11 protein-coding genes and 5 pseudogenes are annotated in these 14,136 nt (G+C 70.0%); 6 read left to right on the top strand and 10 right to left on the bottom strand.

The genetic code is table 11. From position 1 onward, the window contains the following. Positions 1–227 precede the first annotated feature (227 nt). From H0I39_RS21000 to H0I39_RS21015, 4 genes are all read left to right on the top strand, one after another. Positions 228–947 (top strand): hypothetical protein, encoded by a 720-nt coding sequence (locus H0I39_RS21000; RefSeq protein ID WP_180551514.1) that lies wholly within the window; start codon positions 228–230, stop codon positions 945–947. Then, complete coding sequence (locus tag H0I39_RS21005) at positions 836–1,576, top strand: CLIPPER-2 domain-containing protein (protein ID WP_180551929.1); 741 nt, start codon at positions 836–838, stop codon at positions 1,574–1,576. The genes H0I39_RS21000 and H0I39_RS21005 overlap by 112 nt, the downstream gene beginning before the upstream one ends. Next, on the top strand, positions 1,573–2,523 hold the full coding sequence (locus H0I39_RS21010) for a CLIPPER-2 domain-containing protein (protein WP_180551917.1): 951 nt from the start codon (positions 1,573–1,575) through the stop codon (positions 2,521–2,523). Before H0I39_RS21005 ends, H0I39_RS21010 begins: the two co-directional genes overlap by 4 nt. A gap of 269 nt (positions 2,524–2,792) precedes the next feature. Continuing rightward, the gene (locus H0I39_RS21015; RefSeq protein WP_180551512.1) at positions 2,793–3,683 is read left to right on the top strand and encodes an SMP-30/gluconolactonase/LRE family protein; all 891 of its coding nucleotides are present in this window, start codon (positions 2,793–2,795) and stop codon (positions 3,681–3,683) included. 243 nt (positions 3,684–3,926) lie between these two features. Here the strand turns inward: H0I39_RS21015 and H0I39_RS21020 are convergent. From H0I39_RS21020 to H0I39_RS23665, 6 genes and pseudogenes are all read right to left on the bottom strand, one after another. After that, positions 3,927–4,789: pseudogene (locus H0I39_RS21020) on the bottom strand (YbgC/FadM family acyl-CoA thioesterase). Positions 4,790–4,949: 160 nt separating this feature from the next. Next, positions 4,950–5,917: pseudogene (locus H0I39_RS21025) on the bottom strand (alpha/beta hydrolase). Positions 5,918–6,041: 124 nt separating this feature from the next. Beyond that, positions 6,042–6,875: a DUF3011 domain-containing protein gene (locus tag H0I39_RS22955; protein WP_308645955.1), complete on the bottom strand. Its 834-nt coding sequence runs from the start codon at positions 6,873–6,875 to the stop codon at positions 6,042–6,044. Beyond that, positions 6,809–7,051, bottom strand: coding sequence for a hypothetical protein (locus H0I39_RS23795; RefSeq protein WP_180549139.1), 243 nt, complete (start codon positions 7,049–7,051; stop codon positions 6,809–6,811). The genes H0I39_RS22955 and H0I39_RS23795 overlap by 67 nt, the downstream gene beginning before the upstream one ends. A 205-nt stretch (positions 7,052–7,256) precedes the next feature. Then, on the bottom strand, positions 7,257–7,616 hold the full coding sequence (locus H0I39_RS23660; protein WP_307776948.1) for a hypothetical protein: 360 nt from the start codon (positions 7,614–7,616) through the stop codon (positions 7,257–7,259). Beyond that, a complete protein-coding gene (locus tag H0I39_RS23665; RefSeq protein ID WP_307776938.1) occupies positions 7,613–8,161 on the bottom strand; it encodes a hypothetical protein in 549 nt (182 codons plus the stop codon). The genes H0I39_RS23660 and H0I39_RS23665 overlap by 4 nt, the downstream gene beginning before the upstream one ends. Before the next feature lie 65 nt (positions 8,162–8,226). Between H0I39_RS23665 and gbd the strand changes: the two are divergent. Then, positions 8,227–9,360: pseudogene (gbd, locus tag H0I39_RS21045) on the top strand (4-hydroxybutyrate dehydrogenase). 164 nt (positions 9,361–9,524) lie between these two features. Here the strand turns inward: gbd and H0I39_RS22960 are convergent. The 3 genes and pseudogenes from H0I39_RS22960 to H0I39_RS21060 all read right to left on the bottom strand — a co-directional run. Further along, a pseudogene (locus H0I39_RS22960) lies at positions 9,525–9,920 on the bottom strand (phospholipase); the annotation flags it as partial. 55 nt (positions 9,921–9,975) lie between these two features. After that, positions 9,976–10,341 carry a DsrE/DsrF/TusD sulfur relay family protein gene (locus tag H0I39_RS21055; RefSeq protein WP_180551885.1) on the bottom strand — a complete coding sequence of 122 codons (366 nt, stop codon included), beginning with the start codon at positions 10,339–10,341 and terminating at the stop codon, positions 9,976–9,978. A gap of 25 nt (positions 10,342–10,366) precedes the next feature. Then, entirely contained in the window at positions 10,367–11,056 is a 690-nt protein-coding gene (locus H0I39_RS21060; RefSeq protein WP_180551931.1) for a glutathione S-transferase N-terminal domain-containing protein, read from the bottom strand. 184 nt (positions 11,057–11,240) lie between these two features. On the opposite strand from H0I39_RS21060, the gene H0I39_RS21065 reads away from it, so the two are divergent. Then, positions 11,241–11,447 (top strand): hypothetical protein, encoded by a 207-nt coding sequence (locus tag H0I39_RS21065; protein ID WP_180551507.1) that lies wholly within the window; start codon positions 11,241–11,243, stop codon positions 11,445–11,447. A gap of 105 nt (positions 11,448–11,552) precedes the next feature. On the opposite strand, the pseudogene H0I39_RS21070 reads toward H0I39_RS21065, so the two are convergent. Further along, positions 11,553–14,046, bottom strand: a pseudogene (locus H0I39_RS21070) (Tex family protein). Between the last annotated feature and the right edge of the window lie 90 nt (positions 14,047–14,136).

Consider the following 14,136-nt stretch of genomic DNA (forward strand, 5'->3'; position numbering starts at 1 on the left):
CTCGCCGGCGTGATAAAATCACACCGCCGCCTGTTGCGATAGGCGCGCCCCATGTGGCGCGTTACGCTCAGGCGCCAAGGGCGAACCACCAAGCCGGCTGCCGTGCCCGCAAGCGGCATGGGCAGCCGGCGCCCTCCAACACGACAGGAACGCACCGTGCGCATCTCACCCCTCTGGCATCGCACTATCACCCGGCATGTGTCCCGGACATTGCCCGCAACCGCGCCGTGGCGCAACTGCGCGGCGCCTGGTTCGGGGCCTGCCTGCTGGCGGCGCTGGTCACCCCGGCGCTGGCCCAGACCCCTTCGGCCAACCTTCTCGTCAACGGCGGCTTCGAGAACAATCCGCCGCCCTCCCTTTGCGCCAATAACCTGGGGGCGTCGGTCACGCCCTGGCAGTTGGCGGGCGGTGGCCGCACCAACGTCATCGCCGTCGACGGTGGCACGACGGTGGACCCGGCCCTGGGTCGAACCGGCGGCGGCACCTGCAACTACGGCATCAACGTCAACTTCGATGCCGAGGTGGCCAACCCCAACGGCACTCGCCGGCATTACCTGGACATCGACGGCGTCAACGAGCTGTACCAGACCCTCGTCGTGCCCAGCTGCGGCAGCGGTGACACCCGACCGCGCACGCTCCGGTTCTCCGGCTATTTCTCCAGCCGCGACACCGGCACCGGCGGCAGCGGCACGGTACGCCTGCTGCGCGGCAACGTTCAGGTGGCCGGCAGTCGGGTGCAGCCCGTGGACGGAGAGGGCGTGTTGCTCGCGTCCGTGAGTTCACCCCCGCATTGCCGTGGAATCGCTGGACGCAGGTATCCGGCACCGCCACCGTGGTGCCTGGCGACAAGATCACCTACGCCATCTACATGTCGAACCCCACCAATTTCGACAACGCATCGATCACCGTCGACGATCTCGACTGCCCCGCCACCACGCTCACGCTGAAAAAGCACTGGGCCGGCGCCACCGTGGGCAACACCGCGACGCTGACCGCCACCCGTGTGGCCGGCACGCCCGCCGTGCGCACGCAGATCGACTCGCTCAGCTCCACCGCCACGGCCGCCGCCAACGCGCCGGGCGGCCAGACCACCACCGACGCCACGCCCACCACCGTTTTCGCCGGCGACGTGATCGAGTTGGCCGAAACCTTCACGCCCGCCACGGCCACCTACCACGCCGGCCTGCAATGCACGGGCGACGTCGGCCTGAGCGGCTTCACCCTCACCGTGGGCGCGCTGGGCGCCGGCGCCGCGCCCATCGTCTGCACCTTCAGCAACAGCCTGAGCGCACAGCCCAGCCTGGTGGTGGGCAAAGACATCGCCGGCGTGGCCGACACCAACGACAACGGCGTCACCGGCGATGCCGGCGACCTGGTGACCTACGCCTTCACGGTGCGCAACAACGGCAACGTCGCCCTCACCGGCGTGAGCCTGACCGACCCGCTGGCCGGCCTCTCGGCCCTCGCCATCACCTGGCCCGACCCGGCCAACCCCGGCACCCTGCCCGTCAACACCGAGGCCACCGCCACGGCCACCTACACCTTGACCCCGCGGACGCGGCATCGGGCCAGATGAGCAACACCGTCACCGCCACGGCCAACCCCGTGGGCGGCGTCACGCCGCGGGGCAGCGACAGCATCACCCAGCCCGTGCTGCCCACGCCTGCGCCGCAGCTCACCCTGGCCAAGACCGCTGCCGTGGCCGACACCAATGGCAACGGCTCGCAAGGCGACGCGGGCGACGTGGTGACCTATACCCTCACCGCCACCAACGCCGGCAACGTGCCGCTGAGCGGCGTGGTGCTCACCGACCCGCTGGCCGGCCTTTCGACCCTCACCATCACCTGGCCCGATGCGGCCAATCCCGGCACCCTGCCCGTGGGCGCGCAGGCCACCGCCACCGCCACCTACACGCTCAGTGTCACGGACGCGACGGCCGGGCAGGTCAGCAACACCGCCAGCGTGACCGCCGATCCGGTCAACGGCAAGGTGGCCGTGCCGCCCGCCACGGCCACGGCCAGCCAGCCCGTGCTGCCCACGCCGGCGCCGCAGCTCACCCTGGCCAAGACCGCCGCCGTGGCCGACACCAATGGCAACGGCACGCAGGGCGATGCGGGCGACGTGGTGACCTACACCCTCACCGCCACCAACGCCGGCAACGTGCCGCTGAGCGGTGTGGTGCTGACCGACCCGCTGGCCGGCCTTTCGACCCTCACCATCACCTGGCCCGATGCGGCCAACCCCGGCACCCTGCCCGTGGGCGCGCAGGCCACGGCCACCGCCACCTACACGCTCAACGCCGCGGACGTCACAGCCGGACAGGTCAGCAACACCGCCACCGCAACCGCCGACCCGGTCAACGGCCTGGTGGCCGTGCCGCCGGCCACAGGCACGGCCAGCGTCAGCACCCGGGCGGCGCCCCAGGGCGTGACCGCCGTGCCCGTGAACCACCCCTTGGCCCGGTGGTTGCTGGTTGGCGCGGTGGCATGGCTGGGCCGCCGTGCCTGGGCAGGGCGCAAGTAATTCCATCTGCAATTCAACGCGTCAATCGCCGTCATCCCGGCGAAGGCCGGGATCCATGTTTCTCCGCACACGCCGTCTGGATTCTGGCCCCGTATCGCGGTACGGGGCAGGCTTTGCGCCGGAATGACGAGATATGGCAGCTTTGATCTGGAATTGGAATAAGAGCGTCGCGTGCAGGCCCGCCGGCCCGCCAGGACGCCGGTGGAAGGCGGTATCGCCGTGACCGGCCTATCATGCCCGGCACAACACCACCACGAGGAGACACCGCCATGCCCGCTTTCGACACCCTGCTCTCCGGCTACAGCTTCTTCGAGGGCCCGCGCTGGCACGACGGCCGGCTGTGGCTGTCGGACTTCTACACGCACCAGGTCATCGCCTGCGATCTGCAGGGCCGCGTCGAAAAAATCGCCGACGTGCCGGGCCAGCCCTCGGGCCTGGGCTGGCTGCCGGATGGGCGGCTGCTGATCGTCTCCATGCGCGACCGCCGCGTGCTGCGGCGCGAGGCCGATGGCCAGCTGGTGACGCACGCCGACCTGTCGAACATCGCCACCGGCCACTGCAACGACATGGCCGTGGATGCCCAGGGCCGCGCCTGGGTGGGCAACTTCGGCTTCGATCTGATGGGCGGCGGCGGGGTGCAGACGGCCAGCCTGGCGCGCGTCGACCCCGACGGCAGCGTGCACGAGGCGGCGCGCGACCTCTACTTTCCCAACGCCATCCTGCCCACGCCCGACGGCCGCACGCTGATCGTCAACGAAACGCTGGGCAACCGCCTGTCGGCCTTCGACATCGCCGCCGACGGCAGCCTGGGCCCGCGCCGCGACTGGGCGGTGTTCGGCCCGCTGGTGCAAAGCGACAAGCTGGACGACTACATCGCCGGCGGCAAGGTGGCCGCCGATGGCGGCGCGCTGGACGCCGAAGGCGCCGTGTGGGTGGCCGACGCCATCGGCAACCGCGCCCTGCGCGTGGCCGAGGGCGGGCGCGTGCTGCAGGAGGTGTCGACCGGCGCGCAGGGCACCTTTGCCTGCACGCTGGGCGGGCCGGACGGGCGCACGCTGTTCCTGTGCGTGGCGCCCGACTTCATGGAGCACCACCGCGCGGCCGCGCGCGAGGCGCAGATCTGGACCACGCGCGTGGACGTGCCGGGCGCGGGGTTCTGACGCGCGGCGACGCCGGCCCGCCGGCCCGCCGGCCTTGGGCGCGGCGCGATGCTGAGGAGGTTCCCGCAAGGGGGGACTTCCCAGATTTTGCATGGTTGATAAAGGCTTTTGCGCCCAGATAACGGGCGCAAGCAGCTACGTTATTGATACTTCAACATGGCGCCAAATGGCTATCGCTTGTTTCCGCCCTCCAGCGGTGTGGTGGGAAAGCCATGCCCTTGAAGATGTGCCGATCTTCTGCGTTCAAAGGTTTTCAAACGACCGCGCCATGCCGATGTGTGCAATGCCCACCTCGTCGTACGGCGCGCCCTCGGGCACATAACCCAGCCGCTGGTAGAAGCCTTCGGCACTGCGCTGCGCGCTGAGCACGATGCGGCGGTCGCCGCGCTCGAAGGCGGCCTGCTGCAGCGCCTGGATCAGCTGCCGCCCCACCCCGCTGCCGCGCAGCGCGCGTCCACCGCCATGCGGCCGATGCGGCCCTCGCCCGGCGCTTGCTGCAGCAGGCGCCCGGTGGCCACGGGCATGCCCAGCAGGTTGGTGACGACGGCGTGCACGGCCGTGGCATCGGCCTCGTCCCACTCGTCCGCGCGGGCGATGCCCTGCTCCTCGATGAACACCGCCGTGCGCAGAGCCCGCGCCGCGTCGCCCAGCGCGGCCCAGTCGCCGGTCTGCACATGGGTCACGGGCTGGCCGGCTTCGTAGGCCTCGATCAGCGCGCAGCGGCGCCGGCACCGGCCGCGAGGTCTGCGTGGCCGGGTCGGCGAACACGTAGACCAGCTCGCCTGCCGTCAGCAATCGATCGCCACGGAAGATGCCGCCCACGAAGGTCATCGACGAGGCGCCGATGCGGTCGCAGCGCAAGCCGATGTCGAGCCGGTCGTCCATCTCGGCCGAGGCGTTGAACTCCACCGCCGTCTTGCGCAGAAAGATGTCGCCGCCCAGCCGCTGCATGGCCGCGGCATAAGGCATGGCCAGCGCGCGCCAGTAGTCGCTGATGGCGCAGTCGAAATAGGCCAGGTAGTGCGGGTTGAAGACGATTTTTGCATGTCCACCTCGGCCCAGCGCACGCGCAGGCGGTGGTGGTGACGGAAGTCGGTGGGTTTCATGGCGGTTTGCCTGTTCTCAGTCAAATCAGCGGCCAGCGCTTTGGCGGCGGGCGCTGGCAGCTATGGATCTTAAAGTTCTGTGGGAGCGGGCTTGCCCGCGATAGGGCCTCGGCCTTACGGCAGCGCCCTATCGCGGGCAAGCCCGCTCCCACAGCCCGGATCATGGTGCTGGCAGTCCAAAGGCCTGCCGCAGCGCCGCCGCCGCATCCTGGTGCAGCTGCCGCGCCTCGGCAATGGCGCGGCCCATGGTGATGAAGCCGTGCACCACGCCGCGGTAGATCTCCAGATCGACCGGCACGCCGGCGGCGCGCAGCTTGTCGGCGTAGGCCACGCCCTCGTCCACCAGCGGGTCGCATTCGGCCAGGCCCACCCAGGCGGGGCCACGCTATCGACGTCGGCGCTTTTCAGCGGCGCAAAGCGCCAGTCGCTGCGGTCCACGCTGTCGATGTAGTGGTGGAAGAACCAGTCGATCAGCGCCTTGTCGAGCACCGGACCGTGCGCGAACAGCGCGTGCGAGTCGGTGTCCTGGTGGTCGGTGGTGCCGGGGTAGATGAGCAGTTGCAGCGCCAGCTTCAGCCCCGCGTCGCGCGCGTGCACGGCGCTGACGGCCGCCAGCGTGCCGCCGGCCGAATCGCCGCCGACGGCGATGCGCGTGGTATCGAGGCCCAGGGCGCGACCGCCCTCGCCCGCCAGCCAGTGCAGCGCATCCCAGGCGTCGTGCACCGCGGTGGGAAAGCGCCATTCGGGCGCCAGGCGGTAGTCGAGCGACAGCACGGCGGCGCCGCTGGTTGCGCTGAGCACGCGGCAAAAGGTGTCGTGCGATTCTATGCTGCCGATGGTGAAGCCGCCGCCGTGGGTGTACAGCAGCACGGGGAGGCCGGTGTCAGTACTGGGCGCGACCAGGCGCGCGGGCAAGGCGTGGCCGTCGCGCGCCGGGATGCGCACCTCCTCCACGCGCGCCAGTTCGGGCTTGGGCACGTCGAGCACGCCGATGGACTTGGCGTAGGCGGCCTTGGCCTGCTGCGCCGTCAGCGTGTGCATGGGCGGGTAAGGCGCCTGCGCCATGCGCTCGACCAGCAGGCGCATGGCGGGGGTCAGGCGGGCGTGGATGTCGGGCGAGTGATTCATGATGAAATAAGCTGCCAGCGCCCTGCTGGCGGGAGCTGGCAGCTATTGATAACGTAGTGACGGAAAGGGTGCGCCGCACCGCTGCACGCCGCGGCGCGGCGCGGCGCGGCGCGGCGCGGCGCCGTCAGCGTGCCCCGAAGCGTCCGCGGCAGCCCCGGTCGACCCAGATCTCGCGGCCGTCGTAGCCCCAGCTGCGGCCTTCGCGGCAGCTGTCTTGCGAGAGCTGGTCGATCAGCGCCGGCCGGCCCCAGCGCGGGTCCCAGTTGCAGCGGTTCAGACGTTGCTCCACGCTTTCGCAGACCACGGTGCGGCCGTAGCCGGGGCTGCGTCCGCCCCAGTCGGCGGCAGCAAACTCGCCCCGGCAGCCACCGCGCACCCAGACGCCGCCGTCGCGGCTGCCCCAGGTCTGGCCTTCGACGCAGGCGGTTTCGGACAACTGGCGCACCAGCATCTGGCGCCCGGGCGCCGGCGCGCGGCATTCCTGGTGGCGGCCTTGTTCGCTTTCGCAGCGGTAGGCATTGGCGGCGGTGCCGTAGTCCGGATTGACCCAACCCTGCGCGGGCCCGAAGTCGCCACGGCAGCCACCGCTGACCCACACCTGGCCGTTGAAATGGCTGCCCCAGGTCTGCCCCTCGATGCAGGGCGCGTCGGAGATCTGGCGCAGCAGGGTCAGGCGTGCCGCCACCGGCGCCTGGCAGTCGCGCCGCCGGCCCTGGTCGCTCTCGCAGCGCACGGTGTAGCGCGTGTCGCCATAGCCACCCACGCCGGCCTGGCCGCCGTAGGTGTCGGCAAAGCGGGCGCGGCAGCCATTCATCACCCAGACGGAGCCGACGCCGCGCGTGCCCCAGGTCTGGCCTTCGATGCAGGCCGCGGACGAGAGGGTTTCCGCAATCACCGGCCGGCCGCGGAAGGGCGTGCCGCACTCCTGAAAGCCGCCGTCACGGCTTTCGCAGGTGATGCCGGGGCCGCCGTAGGGTCGTACCCCGGACTGCCATAGGTCGGGTTGCCGAAGGGCACGGTGCCCCAGGGCTGGCCCAGCGGCTGGCCGATGGGCTGGTCGTACTGCGCCTGCGCCAGCGGCGAGAACGCAACGGCGGCCAGTGCCAGGGCCGCGAGGGACGGAATGCGGGTCATGCGAACGATCTCCTGTGGGTGGCGCCCGAAGGGGCAATCCACTGCTCAGCGCGGTGGCCGGCCGGGCGGTTGTCGCGCCAGCTTCAGGGCGCACCACGGCGGCGCACCGTGCCCGGCACAGGTTTCAAGCCAAATCGGCCTGCAGCGCTGATGCAGCAAGCGCTGGCAGCTATCATTGGTATAGCTCCAGCGCATGCCTGGGCGATCAGCGGAAGCTCACCGTCACCGGCTGCAGGCCGGTCACGCCGTCGTAATGCGCGGTCACCTTCTGGCCGGCCTTGGGCGGCAGCAGGGCCGAGAACGAACCCAGGCTGACCACCTGCCCCGGCCGCAGCGACAGGCCTTCGGCCTTCAGCGCCTGCGCCAGCCACACCACCGCGTTCAGTGGGTGGCCCAGAACGTCGCTGCCCTTGCCGCCGCCCAGCGGCGCATCGGCGGCATCGACCAGGTGCACGTTCATGTCGCGCAGCTCGTTCAGCACGCGGGCCTGGCCCACGGCGTCCTGCGGCACCATCAGCGGCGCGCCGCGCACGCCCAGGCGCGCACCCACGTTCAGCGCGCTCAACGCGGCGCCGTTGACCTTGGCGGGGTCTCCACCACCAGGTCGGGCAGTTCGATGAAGGGAATGATCTGGTCCACCTGCGCCAGCACCTCGGCCGGGGTCTTGGCGTTGTTGATGGCGGCGCTCTTCACGCGCACCAACAGGTCGGCCTCGTACAGCGGGCGGGCGCCGAAGGCGGCGTCCACGGTGGCGCCGCTGTTCAGCAGCATGTTGGTGTACAGCGCGCCCCACACCGGCTCGGTGGTGTTGAAGCGCTTTTGCACTGCCGGGTTGGTCAGGCCCGCCTTGTAGCCCGCCAGGCGGCCGGCCTGGCCAGCCAGGCGCTGCTGCAGCTTGCTGCGGGTGCAGTTGGCGTCGACCATGGTCAGGTTCTCCGGCAGGTTGGCGGCCGGGCGGCGGGCGTTGTAGTCGCCCAGCAGGCGGTTGACGGCGACGTCGTCCAGGCAGCCGGGCGTGTTGGCCACCACCGGGGCCGAGGTGCTGGCGCAGCCGGCCAGCACCGACACGGCGGCCCCCAGGGCCAGGGCTTGTAGTGTGCGGGACTTCATGTAGCGATCTCCTGTGGGTTTGACTGAATAATGAAACCTGAACATCGTACTTTGGAAATCCACCCATGGCCCTCATCCAATACCTCACCCAGATCGAGTTCGACTACGGCGCCGTGCAGCAACTGCCGGCGCAGTGCCAGCGCGTGGGCATCACGCGGCCGCTGATCGTGACCGACGCGGGCGTGCGTGCCGCCGGCGTGCTGCAGCCGGTGATCGACGCCCTGCAGGGCCTGCCGCATGCCGTGTTCGACGGCGGCCGCCCAACCCCACCGAGGCCGCCGTGCGCGCCGCCACCGAGATCTACCAGCGCGAGCGTTGCGACGGCCTGATCGCCGTGGGCGGCGGCAGCGCCATCGACTGCGCCAAGGGCGTGGCCATTGCCGCCACGCACCCCGGCCCGCTGAAGACCTACGCCACCATCGAAGGCGGCAGCCCCAAGATCACCGAGGCGGCCGCGCCGCTGATCGCCGTGCCCACCACCGCCGGCACCGGGAGCGAGGTGGCGCGCGGCGCCATCGTCATCGTCGACGATGGTCGCAAGCTGGGTTTTCACAGCTGGGCCTGATGCCCCGGGCCGCCATCTGCGACCCGGCGCTCACCTGGGCCTGCCGCCCATGCTGACCGCCGCCACCGGCATGGACGCCATCGCGCACTGCATGGAGGTGTTCATGGCCCCCGCCTTCAACCCGGTGGCCGACGGCATTGCGCTGGAGGGCCTGCGCCGCGGCTGGGCCCACATCGAGCGCGCGACGAAGGACGGCAGCGACCGCGAAGCGCGCCTGAACATGATGGCCGCCAGCATGCACGGCGCGCTGGGCTTTCAGAAAGGCCTGGGCGCGGTGCATTCGCTGAGCCACAGCCTGGGCGGCGCCAACCCACGCCTGCACCACGGCACGCTGAATGCGGTGTTCCTGCCCGCCGTGATCCGCTTCAACGCTGGGGCCGAAAGCATCCAGAAGGAAGACCGCCTGGCGCGCATGGCCCAGGCCATGGGCCTGCCCGCCGGCAGCGACGTGGCCGACGCCGTGCACGACATGACCGCGCGCCTGGGCCTGTCCACCGGCCTGGCCGCCATGGGCGTGACCGAAGACCTGTGGGCTGGCGTGATCGAGCACGCCCAGCTTGACCACTGCCACAAGACCAACCCGCGCATCGCCAGCGCCGACGACTACCGGCAGATGCTGGCCGAGTCGATGTAATTCCAATTCCAGATCAAAGCTGCCCTATCTCGTCATTCCGGCGCAAAGCCTGCCCCGTACCGCGCTACGGGGCCGGAATCCAGACAGCGTGTGCGGAGAAACATGGATCCCGGCCTACGCCGGGATGACGTTATAAGCCGCCGCGGCGCGGCGCCGCGTGGCGCTCAGAGCGGCTGCACCTGCGCCGGATCGGGCCGCGCCGGCCAGGCCTCGAACTCGTCCGCCAGTTGCCGCGCCGCCTGCACGGCACTGCTCCAGGCCTGCACGCGCTCGGGGTGGTGTGGCGCGGTGGCGCCACTTGATCTCGCCCAGCCAGCTGGGCACCACCGCCTGCTGGAAGTGCGGGTACAGCACCAGCGCGCCGGTGGTGGCAAATTCAGCATCAAATCGGCCTTCAGCGCTTGCTGGGCGGGCGCTGACAGCTATCGAAGATGAAGCGACATAGGCCAGGTGCAGGTGGTAGTCGGTGATGCCGCCGTCCCAGTAGGCGCCGCGTGGCGCCCCGGAATGTCGTGCACCACCTTCAGCACGAAGGGGATCGAGCCGCTGGCCTGCAGCGCGTGTGGCGGTACGCGGCCGGGCCGGCGTACAGCCGCAGCGCCCGCAAGCGCGGCGTCAGAAGGTGATGACCTTGTCGGCCGCCATGGTGGCGTCGGCCAGTTCGGCCAGCGTGCCGACGGTGACGCCGCCGATCAGCTGCAGCGAAAGCAGGCCGCGGTTGCCGGCGCAAGTCTTGCACACCTTCACCGGCACCTGCTGGGCCACCAGCTGCTCCACCATCTGCTGCAGGGTGTTGCCCGAGGCGTCCTGCTGGTTAGGCAGGCCGAGCACGGTGGCGTCGGACATCAGGAACACGTCGAGCTGCGGCTTCTCGCCCTCGCGCCCCATCAGCGCCAGGGCCAGGCGCAGGGCGGACAGGCAACGCTCGCTGCCATAGGGCGCGGCATGGATGATGAGCAGGATTTTTGCATGGTCTTTCAGGGTGGGATATCAGGACCGACTGATGTTAGCGCGCGCCGGTGTCGGCCCACACTGCTTGCCGCGCCATCACGGCCTCAAAATCGGGCCGCGCGAGCAAGGCGCCCAGCCACTGCGACAGCGCGGGCGCCGTCTGCTGTGCAAAGCGTGCCGCGTCGTGGCGGGCGAACTGGCGCACGAAGGGCGCGATGGCGAAGTCGGCCAGCGCGGGGCGGGTACCGAACAGGTAACGCGGTGCCGCACCACCCTCCAGCCGCACCGCCAGCAGCGACAGAAAGCCCTGGGCAACATCGAAATGCTGCGCCGCAAAGGCGCGCGCCAACGGATCGCTGTCACCCGCGTCAGGCGCCCCGCCACTCGGCGCGGTAGCGCGCGGGTACTTGTAGCGGTCGAGGTGCGGCTTGAAGTCGCGCTCGCAGGCCTCGATCAGGGCCAGCATCTCGGCCAGCGTGCCCTGCGCGGGCGTCAGCCAGCCCTCGGGATCGTGCTGCGCCAGCGCCCAGCGCATCACGTCCAAGCTTTCGTCGATGACCTGGCCACCCGGCAGCACCAGCACGGGCACCGTGCCCTTGGGCGACGCGACCAGCATGGCGGCGGGCTTGGCGCGCAGCGTGATCTCGCGCAGTTCCACGTCGAGCGCCGACACCTGCACCGCCCAGCGGGCGCGCATGGCGTAGGGGCAGCGGCGAAAGGTGTAGAGCACGGGGCGTGGCGTCATGCGGGCATTCTGGCAAAGCGCGCGACACAGCTGGTCACAACACGCCCCCACCGGCGGGGCGGGAACTCTGGCCTTCGTGCGGCCTCGCACCTATAGTGGGGACGTGGCGCACCATGCCCCACCACGCGGGGCGGAACAGGTTCCGACTACCGCCCTTTCTGCCGATGTATGGAGAAGACAAACCATGCACCAGCTCTTGACCCAATTCACCGTCCGCTGGTTGTCGCTGATGACCGGCGCGGCCCATGCCACCACGGCGCTTCGCGCGATGACGCGCCACGCACCCGAGAGCGACCCCGACGATGAAGTGCCGCGCGAACTGCCCACGGTGCCTTTGCCGACCGTGGCTGTGCCCTCGGTACCTTTGGCCACCTGGCCCAAGCCGGCCTGATGACCACCGCGCATTCGGCGCCCCACGGTGCCGGATGCTGGACCGAATCTGTTTTTCGCTCTCGTTTCAATAGCTGCTGGCGCTGACCAGACAAGCGATGCAGGCCTATTTGCTCTGCAAGCCCTTGAGCTTTTCAAACGCCGAAGCCATGGCGCCCTGGGGCGTGGGCGCGTTGCCCCTGCCCTGCCCGCCTGCGTAGCCACCGCGGCCGCGGTCGCCCCGGCCGGCGTGCTCGAAGCGGTTCTCGCGTGGGCCATCGCGGCGCGGCGCCTGCGCGTCCAGCTTCATCGTCAGGCTGATGCGCTTGCGCGGCACGTCCACTTCGAGCACCTTCACCTTCACGATCTGGCCGGCCTTGACGACCTCGCGCGCGTCGTTGACGAACTTGTTCGACAGCTGGCTCACGTGCACCAGGCCATCCTGGTGCACGCCCAGGTCGACGAAGGCGCCGAACTGGGCGACGTTGCTCACCGTGCCTTCGAGCACCATGCCCTCCTTGAGGTCGGCAATGTCTTCCACGCCCTCGTTGAAGCGCGCCACCTTGAAGTCGGGGCGCGGGTCGCGGCCGGGTTTTTCCAGCTCAGCCAGGATGTCCTTCACCGTCACGGCGCCGAACTGTTCGGTGGCGAAGGCTTCGGGCGAGCGGCAGAGCAGTTCGCTGCGGCCCATGAGCTGGTCGATGGGCTTGCCGGTCTTGACGATGATCTGCTCCACCACTGGGTAGGTCTCGGGGTGCACGCCGGTCATGTCCAGCGGGTTGTCGCCGCCGCGAATGCGCAGAAAGCCCGCGCTCTGCTCGAAGGTCTTGGGGCCGAGGCCGCTGACTTCCAGCAGCTGTTGGCGGCTTCTGAACGCGCCGTGCGATTCGCGCCAGCGCACCACGGCCTTGGCCACGGTGCCCGACAGGCCCGACACGCGCGCAGCAGGGCGCGCTGGCGGTGTTCAGATCGACACCGACACCGTTCACGCAGTCCTCGACCACGGCGTCGAGCTGGCGCGCCAGTTCGCTCTGGTTCACGTCGTGCTGGTACTGGCCGACGCCGATGCTCTTGGGGTCGATCTTCACCAGCTCGGCCAGCGGGTCTTGCAGGCGGCGCGCGATGCTGGCGGCGCCGCGCAGACTCACATCCACGTCGGGCAGTTCCTGGCTGGCGTATTCGCTGGCCGAATAGACCGAGGCGCCGGCTTCGCTGATTACTATCTTTTCAATAGCTGGTGGCGCTTGTTCTGCAAGCGCTGCAGCCTGTTTTTGCACCAATTTGATCAGGTCGCCCGCGAGCTTGTCGGTCTCGCGGCTGGCGGTGCCGTTGCCAATGGCGATGAGCTGCACACCGTGTTTGGCCACCAGCTTGGCAGCGTGTGCACGCTGCCGTCCCAGTCCTTGCGCGGCTCGTGCGGGTAGACGGTGGCGGTGTCGACCAGCTTGCCGGTGGCATCAACCACGGCCACCTTCACGCCGGTGCGGATGCCGGGGTCGAGCCCCATGACGGCCTTGGCGCCGGCGGGCGCGGCCAGCAGCAGGTCGCGCAGGTTGTCGCCGAAGACCTTGATGGCCACCTGCTCGGCATCTTCGCGCAGGCGGGCGAACAGGTCGCGCTCGGTGCTCAGGCTGAGCTTCACGCGCCAGGTCCACGCCACGCACTTGCGCAGCAGGTCGTCGGCCGGGCGGCCCTGGTGGCTCCAGCCCAGGTGCAGGGCGATGCGGCCTTCGGCGAGGCTGGGGGCTGGGCCTTTGGCCGACGACGCCACACCCTGCCCTCTCCCGCACGCGGGAGAGGGAGCGAGTCCGCAGCGCCTCGGCTGTTGACTCCCTCGCCCCTTTGGGGAGAGGGCTGGGGTGAGGGCTGACGGCCTCCGGCACCACCAGCTTCGCATCCAGAATCTCCAGCGCCCGCCCACGGAACACCGCCAGCGCGCGGTGGCTGGGCACGCGGCCGATGGGCTCGTCGTAGTCGTGGTAGTCGCGGAACTTGGCGACCTCGGGGTCGTTCTCGTTCTTGCCGGCGGCCAGCTTGCTTTGCAGCAGGCCTTCGGCCCACAGCCATTCGCGCAGGCCTTGCACCAGCGTGGCGTCCTCGGCCCAGCGCTCGCTCAGGATGTCGCGCACGCCGTCCAGCACGGCAGGGATGGTGGTGAAGTCTTCGCCGCCCTCGCCTTTCTCTGCCTTCACGAAGGGCTTGGCCGCTTCTTGCGGATCCAGCGTCGGATCGGCCCACAGTTGATCCGCCAGCGGCTCGATGCCGAACTCGCGCGCAATCTGCCCCTTGGTGCGGCGCTTGGGCTTGTAGGGCAGGTACAGGTCTTCCAGTTCCTGCTTGGTGGCCGCGGCGTCGATGGCGGCGCGCAGCTCGGGCGTGAGCTTGCCCTGTTCGTCGATGCTTGTCAGGATGGCGGCGCGACGCTCGTGCAGCTCGCGCAGGTAGGCCAGGCGCGCTTCCAGCTCGCGCATCTGCACGTCGTCGAGGCCGCCGGTGGCCTCCTTGCGGTAGCGGGCGATGAACGGGACGGTGGCGCCGCCGTCGAGCAGTTCGACGGCCACGGCGACCTGGTTTTCACGTACTTTGAGCTCGGCGGCGATCTGGGCGGTGATGGAAAGCATGCGTGCGTGCCGCGCGGCGGCATGCGCCGCCCGGCGAGTCGAGCGGGGAAGTTTGCCACAGCAGATGCCGCGCGCCGCAGGCGGCACGGG

The organism is Ottowia beijingensis (assembly GCF_013423955.1).
Taxonomy (GTDB): domain Bacteria; phylum Pseudomonadota; class Gammaproteobacteria; order Burkholderiales; family Burkholderiaceae_C; genus Ottowia; species Ottowia beijingensis.

Excerpts from the sequence above, each read along its gene's own strand:
- H0I39_RS21060 (WP_180551931.1), bottom strand. The coding sequence starts at position 11,056 with ATGACGCCACGCCCCGTGCTCTACACCTTTCGCCGCTGCCCCTACGCC.
- H0I39_RS21015 (WP_180551512.1), top strand. The coding sequence starts at position 2,793 with ATGCCCGCTTTCGACACCCTGCTCTCCGGCTACAGCTTCTTCGAGGGC.
- H0I39_RS21065 (WP_180551507.1), top strand. The coding sequence starts at position 11,241 with ATGCACCAGCTCTTGACCCAATTCACCGTCCGCTGGTTGTCGCTGATG.
- H0I39_RS23795 (WP_180549139.1), bottom strand. The coding sequence starts at position 7,051 with ATGACCCGCATTCCGTCCCTCGCGGCCCTGGCACTGGCCGCCGTTGCG.
- H0I39_RS21010 (WP_180551917.1), top strand. The coding sequence starts at position 1,573 with ATGAGCAACACCGTCACCGCCACGGCCAACCCCGTGGGCGGCGTCACG.
- H0I39_RS23665 (WP_307776938.1), bottom strand. The coding sequence starts at position 8,161 with ATGAAGTCCCGCACACTACAAGCCCTGGCCCTGGGGGCCGCCGTGTCG.